Source organism: Streptomyces sp. NPDC048506, from assembly GCF_040651315.1.
GTDB lineage: Bacteria > Actinomycetota > Actinomycetes > Streptomycetales > Streptomycetaceae > Streptomyces.
This window is the reverse complement of record NZ_JBEZIX010000036.1, coordinates 19,920-37,199: the sequence shown is the minus strand read 5'-3', so window position 1 is coordinate 37,199 and position 17,280 is coordinate 19,920. Positions and strand designations below refer to the sequence as shown.

Below are 17,280 nucleotides of genomic sequence, written 5' to 3'. Positions count from 1 at the left end.
CCGACTCACCGTCGTCCGTCATGTTGAACCGACTCCGCCGTGTGGAGTGGATCAGTGACTGGGACTACACGATGGGGCACATGATGTCGCGCCGTCTTCTGATGCGGGAGTACCTGAGGCGGGCAGCACTGTGGGCGCAAGCTTACTCCGCCGAGGATGAGTGGCCCTTCTTCGACGTCACGGAGCGCATCGATCCAGAGTTCCGGCTCTCTCCGGAAATCGCTGCGGAACTCGACGAATTCCTGGGCACCGTCCCGGAGTGGTTCCTGAGGAACACCTGTGCTGGCGCTGTGCGTATGGCGGAACTCCGCGTTCAGAACCAGGCAGGGCTTCCCGACCTCCCCGACCTCTACGAGCCGCTGGTGCTCTTCTACGAGCGGGGCGGCGAGTTCGTGTACGACAACGGCGGTGGCCTCGATCTGACTGGCGTGTCGTTCCGGCCCAAGAGCTTGCAGCACAACCTCGGCAGTGCTTCCCTCGTCGCGCTCCGCGATGACGTACTCGATGCCCTGGACGCCAAGGGGCGCATTACCTTCTACGCTACGGGCGATGGCCGGGGGCCCGTCCTCAGGCGCCGCGTTCTGCCAGGTGGCAAGCAGCACGACGAGGTGTTCGGCCAAGACCTGAGCTGGGAACCGACGGACCGGCTCCCAGCATCCGAGGAGGATACGAAGCAAGCCGGCTGGGTACGGATCGACGACAACGAGGCGGCCCAGCTCATCGAGGCGGCACTGGTTAGCAACCGCAGTTGAACGAACCCGAAGGGTCCAGGCCGTTAGACTTCGTGAGTGAAATTGCCCGTCCTGCCTTCACTCCCAACCTTCGATGGGAGTCGACGGAAATACCTCAGGCGGTACGGACTCGGCCACAACGAGGTCGATCACGCCGAGATCATCGAGATTGAGGCTGCCGCATTCATTGAAGTCATGTCGATGAAACTCGACTGTGCCTACTGAGCCGGGTTCCGCACAGAGGTGTGTTCTGGACCCCGAAGCCATGACGCTGGAGACCCGGGAGTCGTGGCTACTGACCATGCAGGTCCACTCGGCCGGGTTCTGCTGCCGCGACGGACGAGGAGACCGTCACTTGCCGGGCCCGCGCATCCGGAGGAACAAGCCATGACGACGGCTTCGGCGCTAGCTCTTGCAGAGAGGCTCGAACGAGTCGACTGGGTCGGCTCGTTCGATCGAACCCGTTCGCGTGTGGCACTCATGCGAGAGTTCATGCGGCGATCTGCTCTGTGGGCCCAGGAAACGAGGTGCGGCGAGTGGCCGTTCTTCGACATCGCCGGCCACGTCGATCCCGTAGCTCGGATCGATGCCGACATTGTGCGCGTTCTTGCCGACAAGATCGGCCTACAACAGCCGGTGGTCATTGAGACCATCGAGTGGGCCCTCAATTTTGCCGTGCTCTCGGACATCCACGCAGACCTTACGGACCTTTCATCACCTTTCGAGCCGCTTGTGCAGATGTATGAACGGGGTGGGACATTCAATTTGGATGCCGCTGGCCACATCGAGGTAGATACCGCCGTCATCCCCAAGGGCAATATCGAGCAGGCGCTGGAGCGGGTTCCGCTCGAACTGGACGAGGAGAGCCTGAATGCTCTAGATGAGAGTTGATCACGACTCTCTTCGAAGGGCTGCCCTCGAAGGCAATTGAGCTGAAGTGGTCAACGGGACGTCAGCCCCCATGTTGAATCGTCTTCGCGCGGTGGAGCAGATGGGGGGACCGGGATTACGCGTTCAGACATGTCATGTCTCGCCGCGTTTGCCGTAGGTCCGCTTCCATCGACGCAAATGCGTCGCATCGCCCTGGCCGGCACCATTGACGCTGATCAGTGCCTCAAGACAAGCACCGTTGTTCCAGAGGCCAAGGTGGTTGCGGTGGATTGCGAGTATGCCGTTGTTCACGGCGAAGTCCTCGGCCTGTCGACTGAACCGCGTGGTGGTCACAAAGATGGCGACGTCGGCGTCGAAGTGCGCTTGGGCGCCTCGTAGATCGCGCACCTCATGGCTGGCGATGGCGCGGCTGGGGGCGTAGCGCTTGCACTGGATCACCATCGTTCGCCCATCCGGCAGGCGACCTCGCACATCCGCGCCGTTGTCACCGGATCCGCCCACCCGCCGAATCTCCTTGCATCCGTCCCTCCTGCACAAAGCAGCCACCAACTCCTCGAACTCGGTCCCGGACATCACGTCCACCTCGGCAAGCGTCCGCCGGCCGGCCTTCACTTCCTCCCCATGCCGCCAGGCCCGATCCCTACTGCGGACCAGTCGGTCCGTACGCCACAGCCACCACGCCGAAGTACCCACGGCCCCCAGCACAACAACACCCAGCACGTAGGGCCAGATAGCCGACCAGAAGACCACGAGCAGAACGAGCAGCAGCGCGCCGCATCCAAAAGCCGCTTGCTGTAACGCCTGACGACGCCTGCGCGCCGCAGAACGGCGTCCCTTCCGAGTAGCCATGCCGCCCCCTGAGTCCCTCGGGATCAGTGTGGACAGCACACACGACGTCCGGAAGAGCGCCTGATGGGCGGCACGACTCGATCCGGGCGGTGACAGGCAGCTGCCGCACCAGCTACGGGCGACAAGAGCTGTATTCCCCTCCGTGACCTGCACTGGACGCGTTGGCCCTGTGCCTTCCCGCAGGTCCGGCGTGATCCCCCACGGTCGCGGTCCCATCGAGCTTGTGCACTACACGGACAGCATCCTCAGCGACGCCCACACCCACTGGCTGAGCGCCGTCGCGACATCGCGTTGAATCAGCCTGCGCAGGGCGCGTATCACGCCATTCTCCTGGGACACGTTGTCCTACCCGTCCGTCGCCCCCATCCTAAAACGTTCGTCACCAGCCGAGGGGAGACAGTTGAACGTGCCGCGACGCGCCGCGAACGACCCGGACGTCATTGGACAGACCACGGGTCTGATCGGCTTCCTCAAAGAGGTCGTGCAGAGCAGCCACAACCGTTTGCGCGACGACCGGCGCTCGCGGGAGCGCCTGTGGTTGGCCAACCTGCCTGCCTCCGTACGGCGCCCTTCGGACCGAGTGGATGGCCTACTGCTCACTCTCGACCATGTGCCGCAAGCGGCACCACCGCCCCTGCCAGATGTGCTGGATGGATGGGTGCCGGCAGAACGGTGCCAGGATGCGGATGGCGGTGATCCGCCGCTCGCGACCGAGGGACCGGGGCGAGAGCTGGTGCGAGCCGCAGACGGCCGCCAGCGGTGGGAGGAAGCGGAAGATCACACCGTTGCCCGCGAGAATGCGGCCGAAGTGCTACGGGCCTACGGTTCGTGGGTCGCTCGCTGGCGTCGATGGGCAGAGCGAGAGCGCGTGGAGCGAGCCCTTCGGGAACTGTACGAGCAGGTCTACCACTGGCACCAGAAGCTCACCCAGCAGGACGATCAGCTCGAACTCGTTCTGTGTGTTGGCCTGTTGACATGGAGCGATCCGCGCGGCGACGCCATCCACCGGCATGTGCTCACGCACCGGGTAGAGACCTCAGTGGACCGCAAGACTGCCCGGCTGACGGTCCGGCTCATGGCCGAGGGAGCCGTGCGGCTGGAGGACCAAGCGTTTCTCGACACCGATGAAGGCTGGGCTCCCGAGCGCTCGGCCGCACTCGCGGAGGAGATCGCCGCCCAGTCGCTGCACCTGCTCGGCACGGAAGCCCTGGAGCAACTGGCCCAGTGGCAGGAGCGAGTACTTCAGCGGCCGGTGGCGTTCAGCGCGGAGTGGCAGCCGCCACGTGAGCCGGAGGCAGGCGCGCGACTCACCTACGCGCCGGCGCTGGTGTTGCGTCCACGGGACCGCAATGCCCTGCTGAGCTTCTACGACCGGATCGCCGACAGCGTGTCGTCCGAGGCGCACGCGCCGCTGGGGCTCGCGCAGCTGGTACTGCCTCTGAGCCCCGAGGAGCGCGCGAACTGGGATGGTCGCGAGATCCCGCCTCTCTTCGGGGACGATCCGCTCTTCCCGGGGAAGACGAACGAACGGCAGCGCAGTGTGCTGCGGCGGCTGGAGCACGACACGGGGGTGGTGGTACAAGGCCCGCCTGGTACCGGCAAGACGCACACGATTGCCAACCTGGTATCTGCGCTGCTTGCCCAGGGGCAGCGGGTCCTGGTGACCAGCGCCCGCGATCAGGCTCTGACGGTCCTGAGGGAAAAACTTCCGCCTGCGGTCAGGGACTTGTGCGTCCTACTGCTCAGCTCCGCGCGGCAGGACGGGGCGGACGAACTGGAACGCACAATCAACGCCTTGACCGACCAGGTCGCTGCCAGCGACCCCGAGCAGCTACGGGATGAGATCCGTCGGCTGTCCGCGCGCCGGGAAGAGGTGCGGGGAAGGATCGGCACACTCACCGAGCAGGTGATCGCGTTACGGGAGGCAGAGGTCTACCGGCACCCGGAAATCGCCCCTGGATACGCCGGTACCCTCGGCGCAATTGTGCAGCGCGTCCACGAGAGCACCGAGCGTCACTCCTGGATCGGCCTGGTTCCGGAAGAGGGGCCGGCCCCTTCCGTTCCGCCGCTGTCCCCGGCACAGGCAGCGGAACTGCTGAGCTTGCTGCGCGACGGCGCGGCCGAGCCTCGCGCCGGTGGCACTCTGCCGGATCCGGACACCCTCCCCTCCGCCGAAGACCTGGCCCAGACCCTCGCGGCCACTCGCGTCACCGATGACGGCTTGTCCCCTGAGACAGCCGCCATCCGCGACGGCCTCGCCCGGCTCGACGCTTCCGCCGCCGAGGAACTGATCTCGCTCGCGGGTGACTGCCGCAGGGCTCTACACCATCTCGGTCTCCCGCCGTCGGCCAGGCAGTGGGATACCGATAAGTGGATCACCAAGGCACTCTCGGACCGGCTCTCTCGCGACGACCTCCCCCTGTGGCGCCGCGTGACGCAACTTGCTGATCAACTCGCTGTTGTCTCGGAACAGTTGGATGAGCAGGGAATGAAGCGCGTCACCGTGCCTGTGCAGCTCTCCGCCGAGCAGGCCGATGCCATGCTCACGACCGGCTCTGCGCTGCGCGACCATCTCGCCGCGGGTGGCAAGCTGCGCGTTCGCGGCAGCTTCCGTGTCGCGAAGGCACAGAAGGCGGCTCAGGAGCTCCTTGACACGTGCACCGTGAACGGTCACTCCCCCGAAAGGCTGGAGGATCTCGACACAGTCCTTGCCCACCTTCGTGCCTATTCCGCAGTTGCCACCCTCGCAGAGCGTTGGGACCAGGCCGGAGTCTCCATATCTGACGGGCCGGTGGAACTCCGCCTGGCCTCCCTCACCGAGGCATACACACGCCTGGAACACATCAACGCGTTCGGCGTAGCCCGCGAGCACATCGATGAACTGCTCGTACGTCATGGCCTGCACATCGCTCTCACCTCCCGCGAGGCGTGGCAGGACTTCACCGGCGCGCTGGCCACCCTCTCCGGTCGGCGGGCAGCGGACGAGGCCACAGCCCAGCTGGCCGCATGGGAGAAGCAGCTCCGTACACCGGTGGAGGGTCCCCACCCCGCCACCGAAGCGCTGGCAGCAGCCCAAGCCGTCCGAGAGCAGGACATCGATCGCTATGCCAAGGAGCTTGAGGCATTGCGGGAAGCACATCGGCGTGAGCACCGCAGGCGCCGATGCAGCGTGTTGCTGGACAGCGTACGCAGGGCGCACCCCTTGCTCGCCGACCAGCTGACGCAGGAGCCACACGATCCGACATGGGCGGAACGGCTGGACTCGCTGGCCGAGGCGTGGGCGTGGGCGGTGGCTGCCGCGTTCGTACGGCGCCAGCGCACACCGGGACGCGAGCGTCAGCTCGAAAGTGAGCTGGGTCAGTGCGAAAGGGATCTGGAAGCTCTGACGGGCGACCTCGCCGCTACCTCAGGTCGGTTGCACTGTTTGGAGCACATCACGCAGGAACAGCGATCTGCGCTCCAGGCATACCGCAACCACATGGCCTCGTACGGCAAGGGAAAGGGCCGCAACGCAGGCCGTTACCGTGCCGCGGCACACGACGCCATGAGGACGGCGCAAGGAGCGGTACCCGCGTGGGTCATGCCCATCTCTCAGGTGGCCGAGACGGTGCTGCCCAAGCGAGACGCATTTGACGTGGTCATCGTCGACGAGGCCAGTCAGGCGGGCATGGATGCGCTGTTTCTGCTGTGGCTCGCTCCTCGCGTGATCGTCGTCGGGGACGACAAGCAGTGCGCACCCTCTCTCAGTGGCATGGGCCGCCACCAGGCGATCCATGACCGGCTCATCTCCCACCTGCCGGACATGCCGCCGAGCCTTCGCACGCTCTATGGCCCCGCCACCAACCTCTACCAACTGCTGTCCACCTTCTTCCCGAAGGTGATCCGGCTGGAAGAACACTTCCGATGCATGCCGGAGATCATCGGCTGGTCCTCCCAGACCTTCTACAACAACAAGTTGCAGCCGCTGCGCCAGTACGGCGGTGAGCGTCTCGACCCCCTCGTAACGCAGTTCGTCGAGGGAGCCGTTGCCCAGGGACGCGACAGCCGACTCCGCAACCCGAAGGAAGCCGAGGCCATCGTCGACTGCCTGGCGCGGCTCGTGGAGGACCCCGCCTATCGGGACAAGACCATGGGCGTCATCACCCTCCAGGGCCCGATCGGCCAGGTCAAGCTGCTGGAACAGCTGATCAACGAGCGCATTCCCGCGCCGGTGCGTGCGCGTCATCAGATCCGTGTAGGCAGCCCCGCATCGTTCCAGGGGGACGAGCGGCACGTCATCCTGCTGTCGATGGTCGCCACCGACCCGCCGCGCATCGCGGGCGGTGCACGCAACGAACGGCAGGCATACAACGTCGCTGCGTCCCGAGCCCAGGACCAGATGTGGCTCTTCTACTCGGTGCCGCCGGACCGCCTCAAGGAGAAGGACCTGCGGCTCAACCTCCTTGCTTACATGGAGAACCCGCCGGCCGCGCTGGCAGAGTCCGACGACATCGGAGAGGTGTCGAGCGAGGTCCCGCAGAAGCCATTCGAATCGCTCTTCGAGCAGCAGGTTTACCTGCGTCTGAAAGCTCGCGGGTATCACGTCATTCCTCAGTGCCCGGCGGGAAGCAAGCGCATTGATCTCGTCGTCGTAGGGGCGCGCGGTCGGCTGGCCGTGGAGTGCGATGGCGACCGATACCACTCGACACCCGAGCAGATCCGGCACGACCAGCAGCGTGATCGCGAACTTCAGCGGGTGGGCTGGACGTTCTGGCGGATTCGCGAGAGCGAGTTCCGCTTCAACCCCGACGAGGCACTGGCCGGCCTGTGGGAAGAGCTGAACCGGCTGGGCATTCACCCAGCCAAGTTCGGTGCCGCCGGCGACCGGTCTGGCTCGGTCTCCGTAGCCGTCGGCGCCCAGTGGACCCCACTCGACCTCTCCTCCGACGACGAACTGGCCGAGGACCCGGCGGAGTCACCCGACAGTCCCGAAGCGAGCGATCCGGTCGCTGCCCTCGACATGGCCGAAGACGACGAAACTGACGACAACAGCACGGAAGGCGCGGCATGACCCCGCAGTCCCCACTCGGCGTCTTGGACGCCAACACCCTGGAGGAGCTGGCCCGCGTCATCTGCGGCGACGAGCACCTCTATTACCGCGCGGGCTTCGAGATCGCCCGCTTCTTGGAACACGCCGGTTTGCAGCGGCTGCCGGTGTACGACGGCGAGTACCGCAGGGAGTGGACCCTCGCCCGGCTCACCGAGCGTCGAGAGGACCCCACCGAGCTGGAAAAGGTCCTGCTCCGGCTGGCCGACCCCCGCGAGTACCTTGATGAACCCGAGCAGCTCCCTGCCGTCGTCTCCGCCGTCAACGCCTTCCTCATCCACGAAGGCGTTCGTCTGGAGAACCCTGGCGGGCACCCTCGCATAGTCGCTTGCGATCCGTCTCTCGCCCACCCCGGCAGCCAGGGTCCGGTCGAGCTGAAAGCGGTCATGACCGACCTCATCAGCGACCGGAAGATGGCAGCTCTCCTCCAGCACCGCTTGGACGAAGCACGCACCTGCTACGCCAACGGCGCCCACGTGGCCGCCATCATCATGCTCGGCAGCCTCCTCGAAGGCGTCTTGGTCCACGTGGTCCAGGAACGCAACGCGTCACTGCTGGGCAAGACATCACCGGACAGCGTGTACCTGGACACCCTGATCAAGATCTGCCATCGCGCGGGCTGGATCGGCGCTGACGTCCAGCGCTTCTGCCACGAGCTGCGCAAATACCGCAACTTCGTCCACCCGCGCGCCGAGATCCGCCAGGCGCACGCCCCGGACCGCGACACACTCGACATGTGCTGGCCCGTGGTCAACGCGGTCCTGAACGACCTCGCCGACTCCCAGCCGAAGGCGACCTGACCAATGGACTGTGGACAAGCTCCACGGTTCGCCTGGCACTCGACCATGCACTTCGGTGCTCACATTTGTACGACATCAATTTGAAGCCTGGGTTTCGGCATCACGTCGTGCCGAACACAACCGACGGTAGGGGGAGCATGGTGAAGAAGCCTGCAGCAGACGTTCTGAGAGACCTCTCTCAGCAGTCGAACGTCGCCGTCCACTCCAGTGCGGCACTGGTCGGCAGCGTGGACGCCGCAGCGGCGGACGACGACAAGGAACGCAAGGAGAAGGAGCTTGACGCCCTGCGGCGAAAGCCGGCTCTTCAGCCGCTACCCGCAGGGGTGACTGGCGGTTCCGTTCAGCTGACCCCATGGGACGTGCTGCACGCGCTGGGCCGCGCCATAGCGCTCTCGCGACGAGGTGCGGGGCGTGGCCTCGCCGAGCACTGGGGTGCGCTGAAGTACAACCAGGCTCTGACCGGTGGATCCGACTCCTTCATGAAGCTGTCCGCCGAGGGCCGGGACACGGCGGACTACTACAAGGCACTCCAGTCGGGCGAGCTCGGGATCGGCTTCGCTCTGGCACTCGCCCAGCACTTCTTATCGCGTCAATACCCGGATCACGTGGTCTCGATCGTGCCCGCGGACACGGCGCTACGGGCCGGCTGGGCCCTGACCAGTAAGGACAAGGGGCCACGGCTGGGCTACCGGTACCGTCCGCAGTTCTTCGCCGAGGTGTGGAAGCCGGGGGAGCCTTCCCGGGCCTTCCCGATCGCCTGCAAGGGCAACCACGGCAACGCCGCTACCTCCCATGGGCAGCTCGCGTCCGCGTCGGCGCACGTGGAGGCGGTGCACATCGGCGCCTGGGACGAGACCCCGTGCCTGGTCTTCAGCACGGAGCTGCCTCTCGACGGTCCGCTGACCGTGCACGCCCTCCATTCCAAGGGACGAGGTGGTTGGCTGAGTAGTGCGGAGCACTCGCCGATCCGAAGCCTGGACGCCCCGCTTGAGGAAGAAAACCACTTCCCCGGCATCCAGCCGCCCGCCGAAGGCGACAAGACACCGTCCCCGGAACCGGGCTTCCACGTCACGCCGGAGCGCTACGACTGGTTCCGGCATGTTCTCGCGCGGACAGCCGCTGCAGGGCTGACGGCCTTCGCCGGCGACGGTGAGGCAACCGCTCCCTACCTCTCCACGCGCCAAGGCCAGCGCCGCTTCAGCGGTATTGCACATGCCGCGACCGGCAGCGTCCAGGACGCACAGCACACCCTGCTCGACATCTCCTTCGTCGGCACCGACCACGTCTTCCGACTGAACAGGACCCGCGTGGAGGCGTTCTCCGGCGTGGACGCCACGCTCTTCGATCACCTCGCGCACGGACGAATGGAGCAGTACCGCACCGAGGTCTACGCCCGACGGTCCGCGTGGCCGCGGGCTAGATGGGACCGTAAATGGGGAGGCCCTGTCTCGATCCAGCCGGACGGATCCGTGCTCGCCATGCGTCTGCTCACGGGCTGAGCTCCCCTTGGAGCTGTTCGGGGAGCCGACCTGCTCCCCGAACCCCCGGAGACCGCTCCAGACTAACCAGCACCAGCGCGCTGACCTGCGTATATGACGGCTACGCAGGTGCCGATCCTGCCCGAACCTCGTTCGGGTGAAGAGGTTGTGGGCTCAAATCCCGTTACCGCACTGAAGGAAAACCAGGCCAATCCGGTACTGAGGGATCAGTACCGGACACCGGACCTGATTTGCTTCTCGGGCCCAATTTCGGGAGCCGACTTCGAGAGGTGCCTCCCAGCCGTCGGCAGTGTTCGAGCCCTCGGCCGGGTTCAGGAGCTGTCGGGGAGGTACGGCGCACCGCCTGCATCCCGAGCCAAGAGCCAGACGAATGCGTAGAGGGGCGCGAAGAATACAGCTAGAACAATGGCACTCACTGCCACCAGCACCTGCTCCGATCGGGCGCGTCGGCGACTGGTCTTCCAGACCACCCAGACTCCACAGGCAGCTAGAACCCCCATCGACAACAGCACAGAGCGTGCGTAGCCGCATTGCGCCAGAACCACGAACGACAGCACGACCGTCGACGGCGCACGCCACTCCAGCGTCTGCACCAGGTCCCATCCCATCTGCCTCAGCTTCGGCAGCGCCAACAGTCCGACGGAGAGCAAGAGCCCGGCCGCGGTGGCCACCAGGTTAGAGCGTTCGGCTATCCAGCTCGTAACAGGCTCCGTCCAACCTGACGGAATCGCCAACCGATCACACACGAAAGCAATTCCCGCGAGCGGCGTGCCCCCATGGCGAACCCCTGCCAGGGCTGCCAACGCTGTCAGCGACACCATGGTCCGATACAGCGTTGGCACGGCATTCAGCGCGCGGACCTCCTTGAACACGTTGTGCACCCTGTTGGAAGGGGCCGACAAGAAGCCGATGGAACCTGCCTGAACCACGGCACCGTCGACATGGCCGTCAAGGCTGTTGTTGACAAGTCGATGCTCTCTCATGCGTCAGAAGGTAGCCGCCACCGGTAGCCCTACGACCAGCAGCGAGTTGGCCATAAGTGATCTCTGACTGTCAGTCAACTAACCAACAATTCAAAAGAGTTGTCAGTGGGCGCCTCTATGGTGCGGGGCAGTGTCTTCGACTGGACGAGGAGGAAGGCCGTGGCCGAGCAGCTGCGCCGGAACTACAGCAATGCCACCGTCGCCGCACTAATGACCCTGGCCCGGGGCGGGTGCTACGCCCCGAGGTGCGGAGCACCGACCGTGCGCGTCATCGAAGGTAAGCCTGTGCTCAACCTGGACATCGCCCACATTCGCGCTCTCAAGCCGGAGGGGAAGCGGTACGACGCGTCGTGGAGCGTGGACGAACGGAACAGCTTCGCCAACCTGCTACTCCTGTGCAACGTGCACCACAAGCGGGTCGACGGCGAAGACGGCGAAAGGTACACCGTGGCGATCCTCGAAGGCTGGAAGCGCGCCCGTGAGGCCGACGGGCAGGACGCCCTGGCAGGACTCAGCGGATTAACCGAGGCGCGGCTAGCCAAGATGATCAACGAAGCTCAGGAGGCATACGTCGATCGGCTCGCCCCGCTATTGGGCGCGGTAGCGCAGCAGATGCCGGAGCTGGCATCCCTGGTGAGGGTCCTCAAGTCGGACCTTGAGGGACTGCGTGGCCGCCCAGCCGGCATGTCGGAAGACGTGGCCTGGATGGTGTACGAGGCCAGCAATAAGCTCCAGCATCTTCAGGACAACGCGCCTTGGCTGCTGGAAGCAGCCGACGATCTCAAGCACCTCCAGGACAACGCACCTCTATTGGCTTCCACCGCTCACAACCTGGGGCACCTGGCCGACCTGCCCACAGCGCTCGAACACGCGGCCACGAGCATCCTCCGTGCGGCTGCCGCCCTGGCTGACGCCAAGTACTGACCACCGAGCTCAAGGGCCGATCCCGAGGAACCGGCCCTTGAGCCTGCTGTGATGCATGAGGCGCTTGCGCATGCCGAGGTGACGTAGGCGTAGCGCGCCGAGCCCAAGTCGTCGAGGTGGCCCATGAGCTCGTCCATGAGCACCATTCTCGGTGGCCAGGTCCTCCATCATCGTCCGGTGAATATGACGCAGGCCGTGGGACGTGAAGCCCTTGGCTATCGGTTGCCAGCAGCCGTCGGCCCGGTCAGTGGCGCTGCCCTCATGCCGGGACAACAGGCCACGGCTCGCCGAGCAGGAACACGGACCGGGCCTCCTGGGGCGCCTTCTTCGGATACCAGCCGGAGACCGCCGGGGTGAACAGCCGGATCGCAAACCCGCGGCGGCGCCACTGTCGAGCGAGGACACGCCGCGGAACTCGGGGCGGGAACATCCTGCAGTTTGTACTTCCGACGCGCTGGTGAGGGACCTTACTGGCCCTCGTTCGGTTGAGTAGTCCATGCCCGTGAAGTTGGATTGAGGACTGCAGGCGACCGAGGTTGCTGCGCACACGCCTAGGCCGTGTATCGGAAGTGGATCTCGTCAGGTGTCGAGCGGTAGTTCCAACAGTTCTTCTGGGGGCTGGAAACCGGACCGCTGCCAGAGGGGGCTGCTGCGCTCCGACGGCCAGACGATCAAAGTGTCGAAGCCGACGCTGCGTGAGTGCTGCTTCAGCGCCTCAAGCAGCGCCGAGCCTGCTCCTTTGTTCCGTTGCGACGGCGTGACGTAGAAGTTCGTGACGTAGCCGACCGGGGTGTTGTCGCTGTACGGATCCGGCATCCTCTCCACAGGACAGAGGAAGACGTGACCGCAGATGTCACCTCCGGTCTCCGCGATCCACGCCAGCCATCGGCCATCGCTGATCCGGTCGCGAATCCAGTGCTCGGCCTCTTCCAGGGGCCGGGCTGGAGTCGGCGGCTGCCCTTCGAGATCCTCTTGCTTGAACGTCCAGCGCAGTTCGGCCAAGAGCCGCGAATCACCGGGCCGGGCCAGGCGCACCGTGAAGTCTGTGGTCATGGGGGTGAGTCTCGCGTCTGCACCGCGGCGAGGTGAATTGATTTCCGTCTGGTCACAGCCATTCGTTGATGGCCGCGACGAGGACGGTGGCTTCGTAACGGACGGCGAGTTTCTCAAAGCGGGTGGCCACTGCTCGGTTTCTCTTGAGGCGGTTGATGCCGCACTCCACCGCGTGGCGCTCGCGGTAGTCGGCCTTGTCGAACTTCGGTGGGCGGCCACCGCCGGCACCGAGCTTCTTACGGTTGCGGATGTGGTCGGTCTTGTCCGGAATGGTGCAGCGGATCCCGCGCTTGCGCAGGTAGGCGCGGTTCTTGCGGGAGGCGTACGCCTTGTCGGCCCGCACACGGTCGGGGCGGGTGCGGGGTCTGCCAGGCCCCAGGCGACGAACTTGGATCCGCTTCAGCACGGCCTCAAACTGTGGCGAGTCACCGCGCTGCCCGGCTGTGATCACGATCGACATCGGTTTCTGGCCCTGCTCGACGGCCAGGTGCAGCTTGGTGGTCAGGCCGCCGCGCGAGCGTCCAAGCCCGTGGTCGGCCGGCTCGGTGTCGATACCGCCGGGCGGCTCGACCTGCGCATCCCCCTTTTCCGCGCCCCGGCGGCGTGCTGGTGGGCCCGGCACACCGTGGAGTCGACGTTGATGTCCCACGTGATCAGACGCTTCGCGTCAGCCTGGGCCTGCAACTCGGCGAAGATGCGTTTCCAGGTTCCGTTCCGCTGCCAGCGGCGGAACAGGTCATACACCCGACCCCAGGGCCCATATCGTTCCGGCACATCCCGCCATGGTGCCCCAGTCCGTGTCCTCCACCGTATGCCGTCGACCAGCTGCCGGCGGGTCCATATCGGCGGCCGTCCCGGCTTCCTGCCGGTCGGCAACAACGGCTCCAGCCGGGCCCATTGCGTATCGGTCAGGTCTCCACGTGACACGAAGCGAGATCATCGCACCTGAAGATCCACTTCCGATACAGGCCCTAGCAGGCTGTTCAACTGTCTTCGGCAATGTTGCGTGACGTGATCAGCCGGTTGGTCAGCTCCACGGTGGCGAGGTACCACCAGAAGATCCAATCGAGGAAGGCTGCGTCGTAGTCTCCACGCTGGTCTGCCCGTCGATGGCGGAGGTCGTAGCGGTTGGCGATCTCAAAAAGGGCCCCTTCGTCGGGCTTTCCGACCTCAACCTTGATCAGGGCGCGGCGTTCCTCAAGGATCCCCGCGAGGGTGACGATCGCCGACCGTTTGCTCTCAGAGGAGGTGTCGCGCCCGCGGAAGAGCGCGATCGCGTGACGGATGCGTGTGGTGATGTCGGGGGCACTTTCGTTAAGCACCCGGTGCACCAGATGGCCTCGGGCATCGTCGACCGCAGCCACCAGACGCCCCAGATCCTCGCCTTCCGCAGCCAGCTCGTACTCGATCCCAACGGAGTGCAGCAGCTCATTGACCTTCCAGCGGTACAGGATGCGCGCCGGGCCATTGTGAAACTCCGAGTGGTGCCAACCGCAGCTGCCGTAGGAGTGAAAACTCCGCACGCGAGGGCGGCTGACCAAGTCGTGGAAGACCTCAACCAGCCCATAGAAAGTGTCCTCGTCCCAGGTTTCCGGCGCTAGCGGCCACAGGTTGGGGATACCGAGGCGCCTCTCGATCACTTCGGAAGCATCGGGTAGCTCATCCGGGTCGTCGACACAAACCTCGCCGAACCTCTCGACCAGGTAGCCGTTGTCCGCGAAGTCATGGATGAGTCGCACGAAGTCCCGGCGGCCGTCTCGCACGGTGCTGCTGTCATGGGAAAGCCCCCGACCCTGGCGTTGCGGCCAGTACGGTCTCGGAGCGGTCGCGTGCCGTAGTTCGGACGCGCGGTTGATAAGTTCCAAGAACCAGTCGTACTTGCTCTTCACCGCATGTTCGGCGCCCCGCCCGCTGACGGTGCTTGCCCAAGGGTCGGCGCTATGCCCCGGCATGTCCTGGAAGTCCGCGACGGCGGTAGTGCCTGCCAGCGCCTCGGTCATAAGCCAGGCGGCACGGTTCTCCCAGGAGGCCCCTGCCAGCCCAAGGATGCGCTCGCCCTCGGAGACGAACAGCGATGTGGGCCACAGAAGTTCATAGTTGCTCAGGTCCAGACTCACCACGCCATCATCACCCATTCGCGCGCTGCCTATACCTAAGCGAGAGCATCGCGGCATCGCCCTGTACGAAGCCTGCCCCCTTCCGCCCACGTGAGGACCGGCCAGCCTGCCCCGGCTCATGCCATTCACAAAGCTAGTCAATCCGCAATTTCCGGATCACCAGCTGAAGCTCAGCGCCCGCATCCGATTCCCGATCGTCTGCCGATCGGCAACGAGCCGGAACTCATCGTGGCGGCGCTCAACCGCGGCGATGCGCGGATGCCTCAATAGGTCGAGGCACTGGCTGATCAGTGCCCCAGAGTCGGGCAGTTCCAACCTGCGCAGGTAGCGCTCCAGCTCGCGCTGGGTCATCCAGCCGCCCTCCGAGGAGTGTTCCGCCTCCTCCAGGAGCGTCGTGACAACAGCGCATTCGACATCAATGCGGCGGAGCTGCTCCTGCCGCCTGCTTGAGATCATCTCTTCGCGTGTGTTGGCGTCGAGGCGGGGGTCGACCAGAATGTCCAGCTGATCCATGTCCAGGGGCGTGGCCTCGTTCCCACGTACCAGCTCAGCCAGGAAGCCGGTGTGAAGTACGGCCACCGACTGGTCCTTACTGGCGGACTTGTGCACGCGGTCATGGAACTGGGTGCCGATGAGGAGAGTGACGTCCGCGCCGAGCTTCTCCCGGTGCTCAGAGAGCCCTTCGAAATCCACACGCTGTGATGGCACTGAACCCGCAGCAGCGGTCTTGGCCTCCACCGCGACGGTTCTGCGCTGGGAACCGATGCCCAGCTGTACGGCGCCGTCGGTGTGACGACTGCCTCCGATGTGTCTGCCAGGCAACCCCAGGGCGTCAAGGGCCGCGATCACGGCGTGCTCCAGCCGCTCCGGATGAGCGCTATCTCGTGCCGCCGACTCCAGCTCCTGCGCGATGCAGACGGTCGAAGTCGCCACGGCGCCTTCCTCAGCTGCGACGGACTGCTGCTCGCCGCCGTCGTCGTGTGCGACAGCGGACGCCAGGGGCAGGGCGGCCAGGAAGACGCGGCCACCAGGTGTGGCTTGGTATGTCGTGGCCGTGCGCTTCTCCGCAAGCCCGCATGCGGCAAGCAGTTGCAGGCGCGCGTTGACGGAAGCGACCCGCAACACACCTCCGTCTAGGTATGCCCTGCTGAGCCGGGCGAGTTCAGCTGTCGTGCTCGCTGTGCCATCGGCCAGGTGGGACAGCAGCTCGCCAAAGTAGGCGACATGGGCGTGGATGATGCCGGCGAGGTCGAGAGGATCACCGCTGTCGAGCCAAGCGCGTGCCGCAGGTGTGGGCTCCCAAGCATCCTCCGCCACGCGCTGCAGCAAGCCCAAGGTGGTAACCGTCTCCAGCACCCTGGCGACAGACTTCGGCGGTACCGCACGGCCGACTAGCCGGGCGCATAGATCAGCGAAGGCATGACGGCTGATGACGGGCAAGGCACTTTCGGTCAGCGCACGGAGAATCCGGAGTCGGCCGCCGTTCGCCTGGCTACCAAGGACATACAGGCTGGCGCCGGCACTGCGCATCCGTCGATCCGACATAGTCAGCTCCTGGAGGAGCATGCTGACTTCGACGGACGCAGGAGCCAGCCGTGCCTCCTCCGACGGGGGCGTGGCACGAGGACCAGGCAGCACCAAGCGGGCCGTCAGCTCGCGACCACGTTTGGTGAGCCGCGCGCCACCCTCGAAATAGTTGATCATCCCAGTGGCACGCAGCCAGTTAGTCCGCTGGCGGACCGGGGTGACCGTCTTCCACTGAAAGCCATACTCAGCGCGGCCAAGCATGAGGAGCGCTTCAAGGCCGACGGGCTCGTCCGCGTCGGCCAGGGCCGCCATGAGTTCGCCGATGAACGCCACATGGCGGTGGAAGATTTCCACGAGGAGGCCGTCGTCACCCCCTGCGCACCACGCGAGCGCCGCGGCTGTAGGGACGACCCGGTCGCTCTCTCTACGGACCAGTCCGATCCGGCCGAGCCTACGGACGGCGTCCCTCACCGTCGTACGCTCCTGATCATTCGGCCACGCCAGCTCTGCGGTGAGTTCCCTCCCTCCCCTCAGCTGCTCCAGCAAGCGCCGCAGCACAGCGATCTGCTGATCGTTCCCGCCTGGCAACATGGGCAGTCCATCCGCCCGCACATCAAGCGGATACACCAACTCAGTTGCGTCGCCGGGATATTCGCGTGCCGTCATTCCACAATCGTACCGATCGCCGGAATGACTCGGGAAAGCACATGCATGAAGCCGTACAGGATGAGAACCAAGGAACGCAGTGCGGCGTGCCCCCGGCTCCCAGCTCGTCGGCACATGCCAAGCAGGGGTTGCGGCGGATCAGCTCGTCGCCGAT

12 protein-coding genes and 1 pseudogene are annotated in these 17,280 nt (G+C 65.4%); 6 read left to right on the top strand and 7 right to left on the bottom strand.

The genetic code is table 11. The annotated features are described in order from the left end of the window. Positions 1-20 precede the first annotated feature (20 nt). On the top strand, positions 21-752 hold the full coding sequence (locus AB0C96_RS27170) for a hypothetical protein (protein WP_362920747.1): 732 nt from the start codon (positions 21-23) through the stop codon (positions 750-752). A 366-nt stretch (positions 753-1,118) separates the two neighbouring features. Next, a complete protein-coding gene (locus tag AB0C96_RS27165; protein WP_362920745.1) occupies positions 1,119-1,622 on the top strand; it encodes a hypothetical protein in 504 nt (167 codons plus the stop codon). A 132-nt stretch (positions 1,623-1,754) separates the two neighbouring features. Here the strand turns inward: AB0C96_RS27165 and AB0C96_RS27160 are convergent, their stop codons facing one another. Beyond that, positions 1,755-2,471 carry a restriction endonuclease gene (locus AB0C96_RS27160; protein WP_362920743.1) on the bottom strand — a complete coding sequence of 239 codons (717 nt, stop codon included), beginning with the start codon at positions 2,469-2,471 and terminating at the stop codon, positions 1,755-1,757. A gap of 406 nt (positions 2,472-2,877) precedes the next feature. Between AB0C96_RS27160 and AB0C96_RS27155 the strand changes: the two genes are divergently transcribed. The 3 genes from AB0C96_RS27155 (at position 2,878) to AB0C96_RS27145 (ending at position 9,856) form a co-directional block, all read left to right on the top strand. Continuing rightward, positions 2,878-7,521 (top strand): AAA domain-containing protein, encoded by a 4,644-nt coding sequence (locus AB0C96_RS27155; protein WP_362920828.1) that lies wholly within the window; start codon positions 2,878-2,880, stop codon positions 7,519-7,521. Continuing rightward, positions 7,518-8,357: a hypothetical protein gene (locus tag AB0C96_RS27150; RefSeq protein WP_362920741.1), complete on the top strand. Its 840-nt coding sequence runs from the start codon at positions 7,518-7,520 to the stop codon at positions 8,355-8,357. The genes AB0C96_RS27155 and AB0C96_RS27150 overlap by 4 nt, the downstream gene beginning before the upstream one ends. A 137-nt stretch (positions 8,358-8,494) precedes the next feature. Next, the gene (locus AB0C96_RS27145) at positions 8,495-9,856 is read left to right on the top strand and encodes a hypothetical protein (protein ID WP_362920739.1); all 1,362 of its coding nucleotides are present in this window, start codon (positions 8,495-8,497) and stop codon (positions 9,854-9,856) included. Between the two features lie 311 nt (positions 9,857-10,167). On the opposite strand, the gene AB0C96_RS27140 is transcribed toward AB0C96_RS27145, so the two are convergent. Further along, positions 10,168-10,839: a hypothetical protein gene (locus tag AB0C96_RS27140; RefSeq protein ID WP_362920737.1), complete on the bottom strand. Its 672-nt coding sequence runs from the start codon at positions 10,837-10,839 to the stop codon at positions 10,168-10,170. 159 nt (positions 10,840-10,998) lie between these two features. On the opposite strand from AB0C96_RS27140, the gene AB0C96_RS27135 reads away from it, so the two are divergent. After that, positions 10,999-11,763 carry a hypothetical protein gene (locus AB0C96_RS27135; RefSeq protein ID WP_362920735.1) on the top strand — a complete coding sequence of 255 codons (765 nt, stop codon included), beginning with the start codon at positions 10,999-11,001 and terminating at the stop codon, positions 11,761-11,763. 9 nt (positions 11,764-11,772) lie between these two features. Here the strand turns inward: AB0C96_RS27135 and AB0C96_RS27130 are convergent. The 5 genes and pseudogenes from AB0C96_RS27130 to AB0C96_RS27110 all read right to left on the bottom strand — a co-directional run. Continuing rightward, positions 11,773-12,151 (bottom strand): annotated as a pseudogene (locus tag AB0C96_RS27130) (hypothetical protein); the annotation flags it as partial. A 191-nt stretch (positions 12,152-12,342) separates the two neighbouring features. Next, complete coding sequence (locus AB0C96_RS27125; protein WP_362920733.1) at positions 12,343-12,816, bottom strand: GNAT family N-acetyltransferase; 474 nt, start codon at positions 12,814-12,816, stop codon at positions 12,343-12,345. A gap of 52 nt (positions 12,817-12,868) precedes the next feature. Then, positions 12,869-13,743, bottom strand: a protein-coding gene (locus AB0C96_RS27120) for an IS5 family transposase (protein WP_362920731.1) whose coding sequence is annotated in 2 segments (ribosomal slippage) — positions 12,869-13,350 and positions 13,350-13,743 — 876 coding nt in all. Because the reading frame shifts where the segments join, the coding sequence is not laid out codon by codon here. A gap of 56 nt (positions 13,744-13,799) precedes the next feature. Then, on the bottom strand, positions 13,800-14,933 hold the full coding sequence (locus AB0C96_RS27115) for a hypothetical protein (RefSeq protein ID WP_362920729.1): 1,134 nt from the start codon (positions 14,931-14,933) through the stop codon (positions 13,800-13,802). A gap of 156 nt (positions 14,934-15,089) precedes the next feature. Then, positions 15,090-17,126 (bottom strand): hypothetical protein, encoded by a 2,037-nt coding sequence (locus tag AB0C96_RS27110; protein WP_362920727.1) that lies wholly within the window; start codon positions 17,124-17,126, stop codon positions 15,090-15,092. Positions 17,127-17,280: the final 154 nt, after the last annotated feature.

Coding starts and splice junctions, on each gene's coding strand:
- AB0C96_RS27125 (WP_362920733.1), bottom strand. CDS start 12,816: ATGACCACAGACTTCACGGTGCGCCTGGCCCGGCCCGGTGATTCGCGG.
- AB0C96_RS27140 (WP_362920737.1), bottom strand. CDS start 10,839: ATGAGAGAGCATCGACTTGTCAACAACAGCCTTGACGGCCATGTCGAC.
- AB0C96_RS27170 (WP_362920747.1), top strand. CDS start 21: ATGTTGAACCGACTCCGCCGTGTGGAGTGGATCAGTGACTGGGACTAC.
- AB0C96_RS27160 (WP_362920743.1), bottom strand. CDS start 2,471: ATGGCTACTCGGAAGGGACGCCGTTCTGCGGCGCGCAGGCGTCGTCAG.
- AB0C96_RS27150 (WP_362920741.1), top strand. CDS start 7,518: ATGACCCCGCAGTCCCCACTCGGCGTCTTGGACGCCAACACCCTGGAG.
- AB0C96_RS27110 (WP_362920727.1), bottom strand. CDS start 17,126: ATGACGGCACGCGAATATCCCGGCGACGCAACTGAGTTGGTGTATCCG.
- AB0C96_RS27145 (WP_362920739.1), top strand. CDS start 8,495: ATGGTGAAGAAGCCTGCAGCAGACGTTCTGAGAGACCTCTCTCAGCAG.
- AB0C96_RS27165 (WP_362920745.1), top strand. CDS start 1,119: ATGACGACGGCTTCGGCGCTAGCTCTTGCAGAGAGGCTCGAACGAGTC.